Source organism: Thiohalocapsa halophila, assembly GCF_016583825.1.
In the GTDB taxonomy this organism is placed as follows: Bacteria; Pseudomonadota; Gammaproteobacteria; order Chromatiales; family Chromatiaceae; genus Thiohalocapsa; species Thiohalocapsa halophila.
The window spans coordinates 1-14,767 of the sequence record NZ_NRRV01000089.1; the positions used below are offsets into that span (position 1 = coordinate 1).

Genomic DNA, 14,767 nt, shown 5'->3' on the forward strand with positions numbered 1-14,767 from the left:
CCCCTGGCGGGGTGAGCGCGTCCAGTCGCCCTCCGGGCTCCTTCCCGCGCTCACCCCGCCAGGGGCGCCCGCCACCAACCTCCCCAACCGAACACCACCCAAACGCTCTTCACCGGCCTGGATGGCGATCTACCGCGCTGTTCACCGAAGATGCGCGGGTCTGGACCGCCATCGACAGCCAGTACGCCCGCCCGTAGGTGCGGATGAAGCGCTCGGTCTCTTCCCGGCCGGGGTCGCTCAGCACCGCGAGGCGCGCCTGCACATAGTCGCGAGTCAGGCGCAGCCCGCACTTGACCTCGATGCAATGCCGCCAGCTTGCGTAGTCCGACGGAAACAGCTGTGCGTCATAGCCGGATGGGTCAGCGCCTGCCGGCGCGTGGTCTTGGCGTGACATGGTGGCTCCTGACGTCTTGCGCCTGACGTGTTGCGAAAGATAGAGCGCGCGCATGTCAGGGCGCGCTGGACCGGTGGCTTGCGCAAACCTCAGGCGGCATCCGCATCTTTGAGCCAATTCGGAAAGGGGTCATGCAGCGCCCGCCAGCCGGCCGGCCCCAGCGCCAGCTCGGCGTCGTTGAGCAGGCAGGCATCCAGGCGTGCGCGCATAGCGCTCTCGTCCAGGTGCTGACCGATGAAGACCAGCTCCTGCCGGCGGTCGCCGTAGGGTCCTTCAAAGGCCGCCTCGATGCGGGTGCGCTGCGCCGGGTCTTCGGGCCAATCTTCCGCAGCCGCAGCGTCCCACCACCAGCCGGCGGCGCCGTGGCGCACCAATCCACCCGCCTGCGACCAGCTGCCCGCGAGGTCATGGCGGGTGGCGAGCCAAAACCAGCCCTTGGAGCGCAGCAGATTCCCCGGCCAGTCCCAATGCATGGCCGCGTAGAAGCGCTCGGGGTGAAAGGGTCGCCGGGCGCGGTAGACGAAGCTGGTGACGCCGTACTCGTCGCTCTCAGAGGATTCCTCGCCCCGCAGCGTTTTGAGCCAGCCGGGCGCCTGCGCAGCGCGCGCGAAATCGAATCGCCTTGTGTCAAGCACCGCGCTCAACGGCACCCGGCAGTAGCTCGCCTCCAGGATCTCTGCTGAGCGGTTCAGCTGGCGCAGCGCGTGCTTGAGGCGCCGGCGCTCGTCGCTGCTCACGAGATCGGCCTTGTTGACGACGATGACGTCGGCAAACTCGACCTGATCCACCAGCAGCTCCGCGAGGTTGCGCTGATCCTCCTCGCCCAGGGACTCGCCGCGATCAGCCAGCGCATCGGCGCCGTCCAAATCGCCCGGAAAGCTCACCGCGTCGACCACGGTGACCAGCGTGTCCAGCCGCGCAATATCGGACAGGCTCGCACCCTGCTCATCGCGGAAGGTGAAGGTCTCGGCCACCGGCAGCGGCTCGGAGATGCCGGTGGATTCGATCACCAGATAATCGAAGCGCCCTTCCCGCGCCAGCTCGCCGACCTCCACCAGCAGGTCTTCGCGCAGCGTGCAGCAGATGCAGCCGTTGCTCATCTCCACCAGCTTTTCATCTGCATGGCTCAGGCTGACCTCCTGCGTGATGAGCTCGGCGTCGATGTTGACGTCCGACATGTCGTTGACGATGACCGCTACGCGTCGGCCTTCGCGGTTGTGCAGGATGTGATTGAGCAGCGTGGTCTTACCCGCGCCGAGGAAGCCGGAGAGGACGGTGACCGGGAGCCGGCCGTCGTTGTGGTCGGGGGTCGGGATCTGATCGGTCATGGGCTTGGCCTCCGGGTCGATCGGACTGGATTGGGGTCAGCGGGGCCGGCGCGCGCGGCCTGTGCCGGCGAGTGGTCAGTCCCAGAGCGCGTCCAGCGCCACCAGGCAGCGGGCGGCACCGGCGGGGTCCGGTGAGCGGTGGATGGCGCCGCGCCCGGCGTTGCCCTGCCAGAGCCCGCCCTTGAGCAGGACCAGATCGAAGGGCGCGGCGCGGCCGCTCGGGGGCGCGTCAGCCGGCAGCAGCGCGGGATCCGTGACGGGCGAGGCGGTATCGTCCAGCCACTGCGTGCCGGGGCCGAGCCAGGTGCACAGCAGGCGAATGCCGTTGTGGTCGCGGTGCCAGCGCGGGCACATCGCCCGGTCGAGCACCTCTAGGCGCAGGCCGATGCGCGGGCAGCCCAGCAGCTCGCCGAAGACCTCCACCAGAAAGCCCAGCTCCTGCGCGGCGCCGGCGGCGATGGCCCGCTCCGGCAGCGGCAGTGGCGGCAGAGGCCGGCCGGCATCCACGACCCGCCTGAAGCCGACAAGCGCACCCGCCTGCGCCTGCTGCGCCAGCGCGGCTTGCAGGCGCAGAAGCGACGGGCGCCGGTAGACGCACACCTGCACTGCGGGCGTGAAGATCGCGACCACGTCCACCAGCGCATGTACCAGATGCACGCCAGCGTCGGCGGGCGCCCGGATTGGACTGGAGGATGCGGCGAGCCCATCCACAAGGGCAGTGTCTGTTGCGCTCATGGATCAGGTATCCAGGCAGAACAACAGCCGCGGCGGCGCGCCCTCGGCCGCCGGCGGCGAGCGGTGCACCTGCCCGCGGTCGGCGTTGCCCGGCCAGCGCTCACCCTTGAAGAGCCCGACCCAGCCGGGCGCCAGCGCCTGCACCCGCGCCGGGTCAGCGATACGCTCGTTGGGTGCGCCGGCGGCCAGCGCCGCGCGGTCCACCGCCGCCGGCGGCAGCCAGTGCGTGCCGGGATCACGGTAGGCACACAACAGGCGCAACCGGGTCTGATCCACATGGAAGCGCGGGCAGGCAACGTCCGCCAGCGCCTCCAGGCGCAGGGTGATGGCGGCTGCGCCCAGGTGCTGCGTCACCAGCGCCGCGTAGTGCTGCGCGAGCGCCGCCATGTCGGCCAGCCAGCGCGGGCAAGTCTCCGCCGGCAGGCCATGCGCGGCGAGCCGCGTCGCCAGCGTCTCCGCCGCATCCCGCGCCAGCGCCGCGGTCGCCAGCTCGCAGCGCAGCGGCTGCGCCAAGGCCGGCGTGCAACGGGCCAGCTCCGTGTCGATGTCCGGCGGCGCCGGCCGGCGCCAGATGGCCAGGGTGACGCCGTCGGCGGCAATGCGCCCAAGTCCGGCCGCATCCGGCGTCTGAGCCACACCGGTCTCAGGCAGATCAGGCGCCGTGTTGGCCGCGCACGACTGTGGTCGGTGCGGCATCGGCATCGGCGGGGCAACGGCAGCGCTGGTCATGATGCCTCCAGTGTGCAGGTGGGTGGCTGATGCGACCCGTGGTTGAATCCAAGTACGTTACGGTATAACGTTTCTTGGAAGAAAACCAAGTGGAGATGCTCAGACCATGGCCCCCATGCAAGACACCGCTCCGGCGCACCACGCGTCGCCCCCCGGACTGCCCGAGGACGGGCCGCCCATGGACGACGCCTACATGGGTCTACGGCAACTGGCCTATTTCAGGCAGAAGCTCCTGGACTGGCGCCAGACACTGCTGACCGAAACCCAAGAGGCCCTGATGCAGCTCAAGGACGGGAGCCAACGCGATGTGGGCGATGAGGTCGACCGCGCCAGCCGCGAGGCCAGCCAGACCCTGGAGCTTCGCACCCGCGAGCGCTGCCGCAAGCTTCTGGCCAAGATCGATGCGGCCCTCGCCCGCATCGAGGACGGCAGCTATGGCTGGTGCGAGGAAACCGGCGAGCCCATCGGCTTGGCAAGACTCGACGCCCGCCCGGTGGCGACACTCTGCGTGGAGGCCCAGGAGCGCCGCGAGCTGCGTGAGCGCCAGGCCGGGCGCAGTCGCTGAGCATCCGGCGCGCAGGTGCGTGCGCCTGGCGTGCACGCCTCATCCACACTTCTGCATTCCGCGGCCATGCCGCCCCGAGGAGTCCCTATGCCCACATCCCTGATTCCCGTCACGCTGCTGACCGGCTTCCTCGGCAGCGGCAAGACCACGCTCTTGAACCATCTGGTGCGCCAGCCGGCACTGGCGCGCACGCTGGTCATGCTCGACGCCTGGCTCGACCTGCTGCTGTCCCTCTCCGGCCGCGATATGCTCCGCATCAAAGGTCTCCTGAACCTGCGCGGACGACCTGCTCCCGTCGCCATTCACGGCGTGCAGCACATTTTCCATCCGCCTGTTGAGCTGCCGGCCTGGCCCAGCGACGACCGCCGCTCCAGAATCGTCTTCATCACCCGAGATATCCCCAAGGAGACCATCGAGGAGTCGCTCAACGCCTTCATCGAGGTCTGGCAGGGGCCGGAGCCGTCGGCTGCGCTTTGAGGCGGCGCGCGCCCGGCAGCGGGCGCGGCATCGAGCCCGGAGCCGGGCAGGGTCAGCCTGGGACGCACCCCTAACTGCCCGCCAGCGTCGGCGGAGGTCAAGGCGCTGATCGAGCAGGGGGCCTGTCCGAGAAGGGTGAGGCGAGACCTTGCACCTCTACCTGCTATTCGAGGCTCGGCTGGCACCAGCGCTCGGCCGTCCGATTCGGGCAGCGTTGGCGCCGCACCCGGTGGGTGAAGAGAAAGGCCGTTCATGGCCACCTCTTTGCGCCTGTCGTGACGGTGCATGGCGCGGACGGTCAGCGCCGCACGTGGCGGCTGCACAGGCCTGTGGCCGAGATCACCGCGGCCGATGTCGAGGCGCTGGAGGCGCATCCATGACCCAGACGGCGCCGGCACGGCACGATGAGACCTTTGAATGGTCCTGGGGCGGGCACGAGCTCACCTGTGCCCTTACGCGCCAGGGGACGGGGCCGCGCGCGCTTCTCCTGCCGGCGCTGTCCTCGATCTCGACGCGCGGGGAGATGGCGCCGCTGCAAGCGCAGCTGGCGGCCCGGTTCGAGACCGTGGCGCCGGACTGGCCCGGCTTCGGCACGGACGACAAACCGCGCGTCGCCTGGACACCCGCCGCCATGGCGGCCTGGCTAGATCATGTCCTGACCCGTGTCGTTCCGGACCCAGCCCTGATCGTCGCCGCGGGCCATGCCGCTGGATACCTGCTGCGCCATCTCGCGGGCGATCCCGCGCGCACGCCGCAGCTCGTGCTGGTCGCGCCGACATGGCGAGGGCCGCTGCCCACCATGATGGGCCGCCGCCCTGGCTGGCTCGCCCGCGTCCGGGCTGCCGTGGACATGCCGGTCGCCGGTCCGGCCCTCTATGCGCTCAATCTCAACGGCCTCGTGATCCGGCGGATGGCGAAAGGCCATGTCTACTCGGAGCCGGCCTGGCTGACCCCTGCGCGCATGGGCGCCAAGCGCAGGGTATCGCGCGCGTCGGGCGCGCGGTTCGCCTCCGTGCGGTTCGTGACCGGGGCGCTCGATCCGTTCGAGACAGGCGACGACGCCCGTGCCGCAGCAGCGGCGATGTCGAGGGGGCGTGTGCAGATGATCTGGGGCGCGGAAACGCCCCGGAAATCGAAAGCGGAAATGGCCTCGCTCGCCGCTGCAGTCGGTGTCACGCCGACGGTTCTTCCGCACGGAAAACTGGGGCTGCACGAAGAATTTGCCGGCGATGTCGCGGCGGCGATCCTCGGGCAAGCAGCCGAAATCGAATGAGGGCGAGCTCACCATGAGCGACATGACTGACGCGGCCCATACCAAGCATCTTGCGCAGGTATAAGATCATTACCGCCAGCACCTGGAGACCTATCTCGCACTCGCGGGTGGCGTCTGGAGCTGCTCGACGCCGAACGCGTCGTCTATCGCTTGCCCAAGCCCCAGCGCGATGGCACCACGGCGCTGACGCTCACGCCATTGGAGCTGCTCGACCATCTCGCGGCACTGATCCCGTCGCCCAGCCATGCTGTTGCCGCGGCTGTTCGAATCCCTGCCCCTGGGTCTCTCCCAACTGCGGTGCGGACATGCGTATCATCGCCGTCGTCACCGAGACCGCTTCCGTCGAGCGGATTCTCGGGTCCATCGATGAGCCGTCACGCCTAACCCTTCCCAGCGGCACGCTGCGCCGCAGCTGCCCGTCCCAACACCCCGGCACGCGCGCGCCTGCACCGCGCCCGACGTCCGTCAGTCCCGCTGGTGGGTGTTGACCGCGCATTTCACCCCCGCTAGCTTCCTCACCTGGGCCAACCTGAACGCTCAGGGTGGCTTGGATTGCCTATCGGTTGGCCTGCAAGCCCTCGTCGACGTCACCATGTCAGCACAGCCTATCCCCGCGCCTTTCCAGGCTGGAAACCGGATTATCTTTCGCCTGACCGCGCCGGATGCCTATCGGATTCCATTCACCTTCGTCGAGGCCCTCAACCAGGGCAATCTGGCTGACCGTAGCGGGCGTGTCTTCGCCGCCGCCGCCCAGGAGGGGCAGCTCTATGAGGTCATCGCGAGCGACGATGATCCGCTCGACGAGCGCATCATCGGTGCCGGTCTGTTCCAGGAGACATTCCGTTCCAAGGATGGCACCCACCACCAGGAAGAGCTCGGGGCACTCATGGTGCATCCCGGCGCCCGCGGTTACGGGATCATGACTCTGCTCGTGAAGCTGATGATGGTGCACCGCTTCATGGTGGTCCTGCCGGCTCGCGGCGAACCGGGCTCGGAGGACAATCTTGCGCATGTTCTGGACGGCAATCCGGGTCCTATTCATGGCTTGACCGCCGCGGGCTTCGTGCCGGATGGCGAGGTCCATGTCCACGCGGGTGAGCTCGATGCCACGCTCTCCCACATGATGCAGCCCGGCGAGGACTTCGTCCGCGCCCACGCCTATCGCTTCGATCCGACGGCCTTGGATGCCCTGTGCACGGAGCTATCGACCTTCCAGCGCGAGGGGCGCCGGTTGGGAAACACCCGCACCGCGATGACGCTACCAGTCGACTTCTCCAGCTTGTTGCCTCGCACTCGCGGGTGAAGACAACTGATAGGCGGGATATCAGGTCTCACATTGCACACAAGCGGGGTCTGAGGGGAATGGCACTAACTTAAGCGGCGTCTTCATAAAAACAGTCACTTAGCGAAGCGCTTGGCCTGCAACCCGAACAGCTCCAGGCCGTCCGACATGCGAAGACCGCCCGCTTGTGCCGCAGGAGAGCTTGGATCGTCGTATCGTAGTCAACGTAAGTGTCTGATTCATATCGCGGACTGGCTTAAGTTAGCGCCATTCGGGTCTGAGGGCATCTCCTAAGAGGCGCAGCGCGGGATGTACCTGCATCCGACGCTGGCGGTCAGTCCCGCGCGCGAGCCACTGGGCGTACTCGATGCCTGGATGTGGGCACGCGAGCCGAAGGGCGAAGACGGCACCCGCCCGGGCGAGAAGGCAAGTACCCGTTGGGTAGAAGGCTACGGGGGCGTTGCCCGACTGATGCGCCTGGGGCGCAGCGCCCCGGACCTCGACAACGCGGCGTTGCTGTTCTCGCCCGAGGAATGGCAGGCCGCCTACATCCTGTCCAAGAAGCGCCCGCCCAAGCACCCACCCAAGCACCCACCCAAGCTCAACACGGTGATGCGGCTCATCGCCGGCCTCGGCGGCTTTCTCGGACGCAAGTGCGAAGGCGAACCCGGCATGCAGACGCTCTGGCTCGGACTTCAACGCGTGCGGGATTTCGCTGAAGGCATGGATTTCGCCCAAACCTTGCCCGCACCCTAGCGGATTTGTGTGCAAAGAGATGGTCTGAGCGGGGGCTCACCCATCTGTTCTGTTAAATGTGAGACCCCATTCCCCAAGCGTGACCCCATTCCCACGAGAGACTTCGGGTAAACCCCGGTTATGATCGCCGCCGCGCCCACGGCGTCGATCATAAGCCGACACCAGGGGCTCTTACACGCCAGACGGTCCGCAGAGCAGACGGTTCGCCCAGCGACAGCGTGCGCGCCGCCGACAGCGACACCCTGCTGGATCGGCAACTATCGCGGGCTGCTGCTGGCGCAGGCCGCGGAGCCGACCGAGCTCATCCCGCGACTGGCGTCCCTCGGCCCCGAGGCCGGCGCCTCGCCCAGGTCCGCTTCGGCGTGGCGCGGCTGCAACGGTTCGGGGTGATCGCGTTCCGACCCAGCGCTTGTTGCCCAACCAAGGCGACGAAGCCTTGCTCAGCGGTGACGCCAATGGTAGAAAAGCATAGCAGCCTTCTGCAAAGGAAGAACGCCCCATGTCACTGAACATCAAGAGCCCCGAGGCCGATGCCTTGGTCGACGAGCTGGCCCGCCTCACCGGCGAATCCAAGACCCGGGCCGTGATCACGGCGCTGCGCGAGCGCCTTGATCGCGCGCACCGCGAGCGCGACCGCCAAAGCCTGTCGGAGGATCTCCAGGCCATCGGCAAGCGCTGCGCGGTTCATGGTCGCGGCGACACACACGACCATGGTCAATTCCTCTATGACGAGCGGGGGCTGCCTCGATGATCATCGACACCTCCGCCGTGCTCGCAATCCTGTTCGACGAGGACGACGCGGCACGGTTCGCGGATGCCATCGCCGACGCGGAACAACGGTCCATGTCGGCGGCCAACTTCCTGGAGGCCGGTATCGTCGTCGACAACCAGCTCGGCGCCGCCGCCGGCCGGCAGCTCGACGCGCTCCTCGCAAGGGCCGCGGTCGAGGTTGCCCCGGTCACCCGAGAACAGGCGGAGATTGCCCGCCAGGCCTACCTGGACTACGGCAAGGGACGCCACCCCGCGCGACTGAACTTCGGCGACTGCTTTGCCTATGCCCTGGCCAAGACCGCAAGCCGCCCCTTGCTCTACAAGGGCGATGACTTCTCCCGCACCGACATCGCTGCCGCCCTCGGTTGACTCGTCGCGAAGCTCCGCTTCGCGATGCCCGCCCGCAAGCTCAGCTTGCAGACCCCCGCCACATCTGCAAGGGCCTTGGGGCCTGCGCTTCGCGCCGGGGCAGCGCCGGTCCGGCCGCGCATGTGCAGCCAGTCCCGACGCGCGCAGCAGAGCTTCCGCCCCAGGGTCGCGAAGCTGGAGCTTCGCGACCAGGACAATGCCCTTCCTGGAAATCATTGGCCTGGTCTCGGGGGCGAAATGCATGCTATCGCCGGCTGCTGCTGGCGCAGACCGAGGATCCGGCCGAGATCACCCCGCGGCTGGCGTCCCTCGGCCCCGAGGCCGGGCTGGACGAGGCGACCTGGCAGGCGCTGCTCCGGGAGGTACTTGGGGAGCTGCCCAGCGATCTGCCCAGCGCTGGCGGGGCGGGTTAGCGCGGCCCCACCCGACAACCGACACGCCACCGACCCGCTGCCGCTGCGACCCCATGCCCGAAGGCCCCGACGTCCGCCGCACCGCCGAGGGCATGACCGCCAAGCGCAACGTCGGGCGCCTCGCCGAGGTCCGCTTCGGCGCGGCGCGGCTGCAACGGTTCGAGGACGCGCTGAGGCCTAGATCATTACTCCGACCACTTGGGCCGCTGACTGGGTAGTCAGGCCATCCTGGCCTGACACAATCCGGGCTGGAAGCCCTGACTACGCAGGGCGCGCCCGCGCATGGACGGAGGACGGCGTCGTGATCAAGGCCCGAGCTGAACGGTGCCCCGGTGGCCGGCGTCGAGACCCGCGGCAAGGCGCTGCTGATCCACTGCCACCGCGATCCGCCGCCGAGCCATTGCAGGGGGCGATGCATCCGCTCGCATCGGTGATTGCGCCGCCCGCGCCCCATGCACCAGGCGTTAGACTTTCGCTACGCCCCGCCCCGGCCCGAGACCGCCATGCCCACCCGCAAGAAGCTGCCCATCGGCATCCAGACCTTCCGCGAGATCCGCGAGGAGGACTACTACTACGTCGACAAGACGCCCTTTGCGCTGCGGCTCATCGGGCAAGGCAAGTATTACTTCCTGTCGCGGCCGCGGCGCTTCGGCAAGTCGCTGTTCCTGGACACCCTGGCGGAGCTCTTCTCCGGCAACGAGGCGCTGTTCCGCGGTCTCGACGCCGAGGCGCGCTGGGACTGGCAGCGGCGTTGGCCGGTGGTGCGGCTGAGCTTCGCGGAGGGCGTCCTGCAGGACGCGCCGGCGCTGGACGCGCGCATTCGCGATCTGCTGCGGCTCAATGCCGACGCGCTCGGCGTCGACCTGCGGAGCGACCTGGATATTGCAGGGAGCTTCGGCGATCTGATCCGCAAGGCGGAGGCCGCGCATGGCCAGCGCGTCGTGGTGCTGGTGGACGAGTACGACAAGCCCATGCTCGACAATCTGACCCGGCCGGAGACGGCGCGGGCGCTGCGCGACGGCCTGCGCAATCTGTACTCGGTCATCAAGGGCGCGGATGCTCACCTGCGCTTTGCCTTCCTGACGGGCGTCAGCAAGTTCAGCAAGGTGAGTCTGTTCTCGGGCCTGAATAACCTCATCGACATCACTGTCGACGCGGCTTACTCGGCCATCTGCGGCTACACGGATGCGGATGTCGATCTGGTCTTCGCACCGGAGCTGGCGGGCCTGGACCGCGATGCCGTGCGCGATTGGTACAACGGCTACAACTGGACCGGCGAGGCGGTCTACAACCCCTTCGACCTGCTCCTGCTGTTTCAGCGCCGCCAGTTCCGGCCCTGGTGGTTCGAGACGGCGACGCCCACCTTCCTGGTGGATCTGCTCACCGAGCGCCGCACCTGGCTGCCGCGGCTCGGGCAGCTGGAGACCGACGCGGCCCTGCTCGGCAGCTTCGACGTGGACCGCATCGCCACCGAGGCGCTGTTGTTCCAGAGCGGCTATCTGACCATCGGCGCGGAAGAGAACATCGGCGGCAACTGGTTCTACCGCCTGCGCTATCCGAACCGGGAGGTGCAGCAGAGCCTCACCGGCGCGTTGCTCAACGCCTGGACCCCGGGCGACGGCGCCGAGGTGCGCAACCGAAAGCTCCTCTACCGCCTGCTGGAGGCCAACGACTTCGACGGCATGCGCGAGCTGTTCACCGCCTTCTTCGCCGGCATCCCCCATGACTGGTACCGCAACAATCCCATTGCCGGCTACGAGGGCTACTACGCAAGCGTCTTCTACGCCTATTTCGCGTCCCTGGGGCTGGATGTGACCCCAGAGGAGAGCAGCAACGCCGGGCGCCTGGACATGGCCCTGCGCTTCCAGGGGCAGGTCTACCTGTTCGAATTCAAGGTGGTGGAGCTGGCCCCGGAGGGCGGGGCGCTGGCGCAGCTTGAGGCGCGCGGCTATGCGGACAAGTACCGTGCGGCCGGCGGGCCGATTTACCTGGTGGGCGTGGAATTCAGCCGCGAGCAGCGCGGTGTCGTCGGCTTCGAGTCCAGGTGATGCACCGCCGGGTGGCGCTCATAGCCCAGGGTGAGGTCGTGGAAGCGCAGCATGGTCCGCCCCTCAGGTCAGCGCCCAGGCGACGGTGACCCAGAGCAGGGTGACTGCGGCCAGCGCCAGAGCGAGACGCGCCGCCGCGCCCATGGCCACTGCCCATGGCAACTGATGCAAAAGGCGAATCAACGGGTTGTGCGGGTGTCACGCCGGGTTCGGCCGCACTCACCCAAGCGATCGCCCGCGCAGCTCGCAGGGATGCCGACGAGCGCGCTCTTGCAGTGACCCAAAGACCCGCGGGCCGGCGCTAAAGTAGCGGCGGGCATGCTGCTGTCGCGCGAACAATGCGCGGGGTGCCGGAATGCCCGCGCCTCACCCACAGCGACCCCCACAGCGATCAGGAGCAACCCATGACCATCACCCTCTCCGGGCTGCACTACTACCCCGTCAAATCGCTGCGCGGGCTGTCGCCGGCGAGCCACCCGGTCACGCGCCTGGGGCTCGCGCATGACCGACGCTGGATGCTGGTGGATGCCAACGGCCGCTTCCTGACCCAGCGCGAGCACCACGGGCTGGCGGTGGTGTCAACGCGCATCGACGGCGAGCGCCTGCGCATCGAGGCGCCGGGGCGCACCCCGCTGGAGCTGCCGCTGGCGGGTCCGGAGGGACCGGAGGTGGTGGTCCGGGTCTGGTCGGATCAGGTCACCGCGCGCGACGCCGGCGACGAGGCCGCCGCTTGGCTCAGCGGGCTGCTGGGCGTCGCCGCCCGGTTGGTGTACTTCCCGGACGACGGCAGCCGGCAGGTGGACATGGACTTCGCCCGCGCGGGTGACCAGACGGCCTTCTCGGACGGCTTTCCCTTCCTGCTCATCTCCGAGGCCTCACTGGCGGACCTCAACGCACGGCTCGCGACGCCCGTGCCCATGCGCCGCTTCCGCCCCAACCTGGTCGTCTCCGGCTGCAAAGCCTTCGACGAGGACCGCTGGCGGCGCATCCGCATCGGCGCCGTGGAGCTCCGCGTGGTCAAGCCCTGCTCGCGCTGCGTCATCACCACCCTCGACCCGGAGACGGCGGAGCGCGGCGCCGAGCCGCTCAAGACCCTGGCCACCTACCGGCGCCGCGACAAGCGCATCTGTTTCGGCCAGAACCTGATCCACGACGGCACCGGCGAGCTGCGGCTCGGGGACCGCGTGGAGGTGCTGGAGGCCGCTGCGGACTGAAGCCGCGGGGGATCGGCTCGCCACGCGCCGTCGGGCGCGAGGCGCCGGGGTCTGGTCAGGTGCGCGTCAGGCACCGCCGGGCGAAGCCCGACAGCCCGCGCAGGCAGAAACAGACCCTGATTCGCCGCGCGGGCATTGAACAAGAACAGTTTGATTAGCCGCGATCCGCCTCCGGCGAGCCTTCAGGCGGATAGTCCAGGGTGCCGGTGATACGTTTGCGCTGCGCCTCGTCCATGTCGGGAAACGGCAGTTCATGCGCGGCGGCCCATTCGCGCACGCGTTGTTCGGCCGCTGCGCTTGCGTCGGCATCGAGTCCGCTGTCGCGGGCCATGTAGAGCGTCTGCGCCGGCAGCGCAAAGCCGGTGCCGGCCTGCTGGATCGCCTGCATCACGCGCAGCATTATGTCTTCCTGAATGGCCAGGAACTCCGTGTAAGAGGTGGTACGAAGATAGGCGCGCAGCTCCAGCGTCAGTGCCTGGTCGCGAAAGCCGAGAAAGCGCGCCCGGATCGGGTACTCCTCAGTGTGAATCGTCATCGGATGCGCGTGCAGCAGCTCGCGCAAGGTCGCGAGCAGATAGCGCAGTTGATCGGCGCTGGTCTCATAGCGCAGCGGTAAGTGTTGCCGCAGCAGAAAGCGCTCGCAGACACTGAGGTTGACGATGTTGCGCTCGGCCAGATCAGCGTTCGGAATAGTGATCAGCGAGCGATCGAACTGACGGATCTTGGTCGAGCGCAGGCCGATCGCCTCGACGGTGCCGACCGGATTCCAGCCCTGGCCGTGGCGCTCGTCGAACCGGCACAGGTCGCCAACGCGGATCGGTCGGTCGGCGAACAGGTTCAACGCGCCGATAAAGTTCTCCAGCGTCGGCCGTGCGGCGAGCGCGATCGCCAGGCCGCCGACCCCGGCGCCGGCGACCAGGCCATAGACCGGAATCCCGAGATCCTGGGCCGCCGTAAACACCAGCCCCAGCACTGTGAACAGCGCAAAGACGCGCGCGACCCAACGGATCAGGCTGGCATCTGCGCTCTCGGTATTGCGCCTTGGCGCGGCGATCAGCGCCTCGGGAATCCAGCGCGCGACCAGCAACACCAGCCAGATCAGGGCCAGCACCCGGGTCAGCTCAGCGAGGTAGTCGGGCCAGGCGGTCACCAAGCCGGTGACCTGCACCTGGTCATCGAGGAAGCGGCGCAGCAGGGGCATCCAGAGCAACAGCGTGAGTGGTGCGCTCAGGTGTCGCAGCAAGGTGCCGGGGCGGGCATCCCAGGCGCGGCGGTGCGCCCAACGCAGCACCAGCCCGAGCAGGACCAGGGTCAGTGCCAGACTGACCACGAGGATGATCCATTTCCACAGCACCTGGCCGGCGATGGGCCGCCGCGCCCAGTCGGGCAGGCGCTCGATCAGGTGCGGCGGCAGCATCCAGCCGGAGAAGCCGAGCGCCGTGGCGGTGAGGTCTCTGACGTTCTCAATCCGCGAGGAGCGACGATAGGGCAGCCCCCGCGCCAGTTCGGCATAGCTGCGCGCCGAGGCGACCGTCTCCGGGCTGAACAGGAACTCACCCGCGCGCGGACCTTCCTCGACGCGCGCGATGACGATGCCAGTGTCCGGGAGGCGCCAGCGCGGAGGTTGGTCGGCGAGCGGACCGTCACTGGTGTAATCGCTCGCCTCTGGGATCGCTTCGGCCGCGGGCAGATCGACGCGGGCGACGATCTCCCAGAGCCAGATGATGGTGGCGGTGGCGATCTCATGCTGCGCCGCGGGTGGCACGTTGCTCAGATCCATCAATTTCCTGCCCTGCTCGACGGCGCGCAAGAAGGTCTGCTGGCGTTGAGCGCTGGGCGCCTCTCGATACGCCGCATACTGCTCAGCGATCTGATCGGTGAGTCGGCGAAAGCTGTCGAAGGTCGCGCGTGGCGAGGAGGTGTCGGGTGGGCTGAGCAGGCTGGCGGTGGCGCTGGTGGCGAGCGCCGGGGTGGTCAGGATGATGCAGAAAAGCGCTGCGCGCAGCATCCAGCCCAGTCGCCAGCAGAACCTCCAGTTCAGCAGCGAAGCAAGAGATTCAGGCTGCCTCGGATTCATGCGCACAGGCGGTTTTTCATGCGTGATTGATCGATCCGTCTGGTTGCTGCACGAGTCTGGAGCGCGCCGCAGTGCTTGATCGCGCGGGCACTCGAGCACCGCGTTCCGGCGCTGAAGCCGATGAGGCTGAAACTGGCAGGCAGCGCCGGGTGCGAGCAAAACTGATGTGGCCGCTTACATTGTCATGCGACTTGCTTGAGATCGCTGCGCCAGTACGCTGACCACTGGCCGTTTGCGCGCACGAGGCGCAGCGCCAGCATGGCCTCGGCGTTGTCGGGCGTCCACCACGCGCCGGGGCGCTTGAGACGCTGCTGAACGACGTAGCGGTGTGCGCTT

General features: G+C 68.2%; 14 protein-coding genes and 2 pseudogenes. 10 read left to right on the plus strand and 6 right to left on the minus strand.

The annotated features are described in order from the left end of the window. Window positions 1–109 precede the first annotated feature (109 nt). The 4 genes from CKO31_RS22960 to CKO31_RS22975 form a co-directional block, all read right to left on the minus strand. Window positions 110–394, minus strand: coding sequence for a hypothetical protein (locus CKO31_RS22960; protein WP_242475604.1), 285 nt, complete (start codon window positions 392–394; stop codon window positions 110–112). 89 nt (window positions 395–483) lie between these two features. Beyond that, complete coding sequence (gene zigA / locus CKO31_RS22965; RefSeq protein ID WP_200242066.1) at window positions 484–1,722, minus strand: zinc metallochaperone GTPase ZigA; 1,239 nt, start codon at window positions 1,720–1,722, stop codon at window positions 484–486. A gap of 75 nt (window positions 1,723–1,797) precedes the next feature. Further along, on the minus strand, window positions 1,798–2,457 hold the full coding sequence (locus CKO31_RS22970) for a DUF1826 domain-containing protein (RefSeq protein WP_200242069.1): 660 nt from the start codon (window positions 2,455–2,457) through the stop codon (window positions 1,798–1,800). Between the two features lie 3 nt (window positions 2,458–2,460). Next, window positions 2,461–3,093: a DUF1826 domain-containing protein gene (locus CKO31_RS22975; RefSeq protein WP_200242072.1), complete on the minus strand. Its 633-nt coding sequence runs from the start codon at window positions 3,091–3,093 to the stop codon at window positions 2,461–2,463. A 208-nt stretch (window positions 3,094–3,301) separates the two neighbouring features. Here CKO31_RS22975 and dksA point away from each other — a divergent pair, with 208 nt between their 5' ends. The 10 genes and pseudogenes from dksA (at window position 3,302) to CKO31_RS23030 (ending at window position 12,354) form a co-directional block, all read left to right on the plus strand. After that, window positions 3,302–3,751: an RNA polymerase-binding protein DksA gene (dksA, locus tag CKO31_RS22980; protein WP_438874033.1), complete on the plus strand. Its 450-nt coding sequence runs from the start codon at window positions 3,302–3,304 to the stop codon at window positions 3,749–3,751. Window positions 3,752–3,838: 87 nt separating this feature from the next. Next, on the plus strand, window positions 3,839–4,228 hold the full coding sequence (locus CKO31_RS22985) for a CobW C-terminal domain-containing protein (protein ID WP_242475606.1): 390 nt from the start codon (window positions 3,839–3,841) through the stop codon (window positions 4,226–4,228). 376 nt (window positions 4,229–4,604) lie between these two features. Then, entirely contained in the window at window positions 4,605–5,501 is an 897-nt protein-coding gene (locus tag CKO31_RS22990; RefSeq protein WP_200242078.1) for an alpha/beta fold hydrolase, read from the plus strand. A gap of 484 nt (window positions 5,502–5,985) precedes the next feature. Then, window positions 5,986–6,804, plus strand: coding sequence for a GNAT family N-acetyltransferase (locus CKO31_RS23000; RefSeq protein WP_200242083.1), 819 nt, complete (start codon window positions 5,986–5,988; stop codon window positions 6,802–6,804). Between the two features lie 273 nt (window positions 6,805–7,077). After that, window positions 7,078–7,539: pseudogene (locus CKO31_RS27900) on the plus strand (IS4 family transposase); the annotation flags it as partial. Between the two features lie 499 nt (window positions 7,540–8,038). After that, a complete protein-coding gene (locus tag CKO31_RS23010) occupies window positions 8,039–8,290 on the plus strand; it encodes a type II toxin-antitoxin system VapB family antitoxin (RefSeq protein ID WP_200242086.1) in 252 nt (83 codons plus the stop codon). Next, window positions 8,287–8,679 carry a type II toxin-antitoxin system VapC family toxin gene (locus CKO31_RS23015; protein WP_200242089.1) on the plus strand — a complete coding sequence of 131 codons (393 nt, stop codon included), beginning with the start codon at window positions 8,287–8,289 and terminating at the stop codon, window positions 8,677–8,679. Before CKO31_RS23010 ends, CKO31_RS23015 begins: the two co-directional genes overlap by 4 nt. Before the next feature lie 466 nt (window positions 8,680–9,145). Next, complete coding sequence (locus tag CKO31_RS23020; RefSeq protein ID WP_200242091.1) at window positions 9,146–9,310, plus strand: hypothetical protein; 165 nt, start codon at window positions 9,146–9,148, stop codon at window positions 9,308–9,310. Between the two features lie 285 nt (window positions 9,311–9,595). Further along, entirely contained in the window at window positions 9,596–11,140 is a 1,545-nt protein-coding gene (locus CKO31_RS23025; protein ID WP_200242094.1) for an ATP-binding protein, read from the plus strand. Window positions 11,141–11,544: 404 nt separating this feature from the next. Next, window positions 11,545–12,354 carry an MOSC domain-containing protein gene (locus tag CKO31_RS23030; RefSeq protein ID WP_200242097.1) on the plus strand — a complete coding sequence of 270 codons (810 nt, stop codon included), beginning with the start codon at window positions 11,545–11,547 and terminating at the stop codon, window positions 12,352–12,354. Window positions 12,355–12,508: 154 nt separating this feature from the next. Here CKO31_RS23030 and CKO31_RS23035 read toward each other — a convergent pair whose 3' ends face one another. Both CKO31_RS23035 and CKO31_RS23040 read right to left on the minus strand, forming a co-directional pair. Next, the gene (locus CKO31_RS23035; RefSeq protein ID WP_200242100.1) at window positions 12,509–14,431 is read right to left on the minus strand and encodes a mechanosensitive ion channel family protein; all 1,923 of its coding nucleotides are present in this window, start codon (window positions 14,429–14,431) and stop codon (window positions 12,509–12,511) included. Window positions 14,432–14,613: 182 nt separating this feature from the next. Next, window positions 14,614–14,767, minus strand: a pseudogene (locus CKO31_RS23040) (ISKra4-like element ISTvi1 family transposase); the annotation flags it as partial.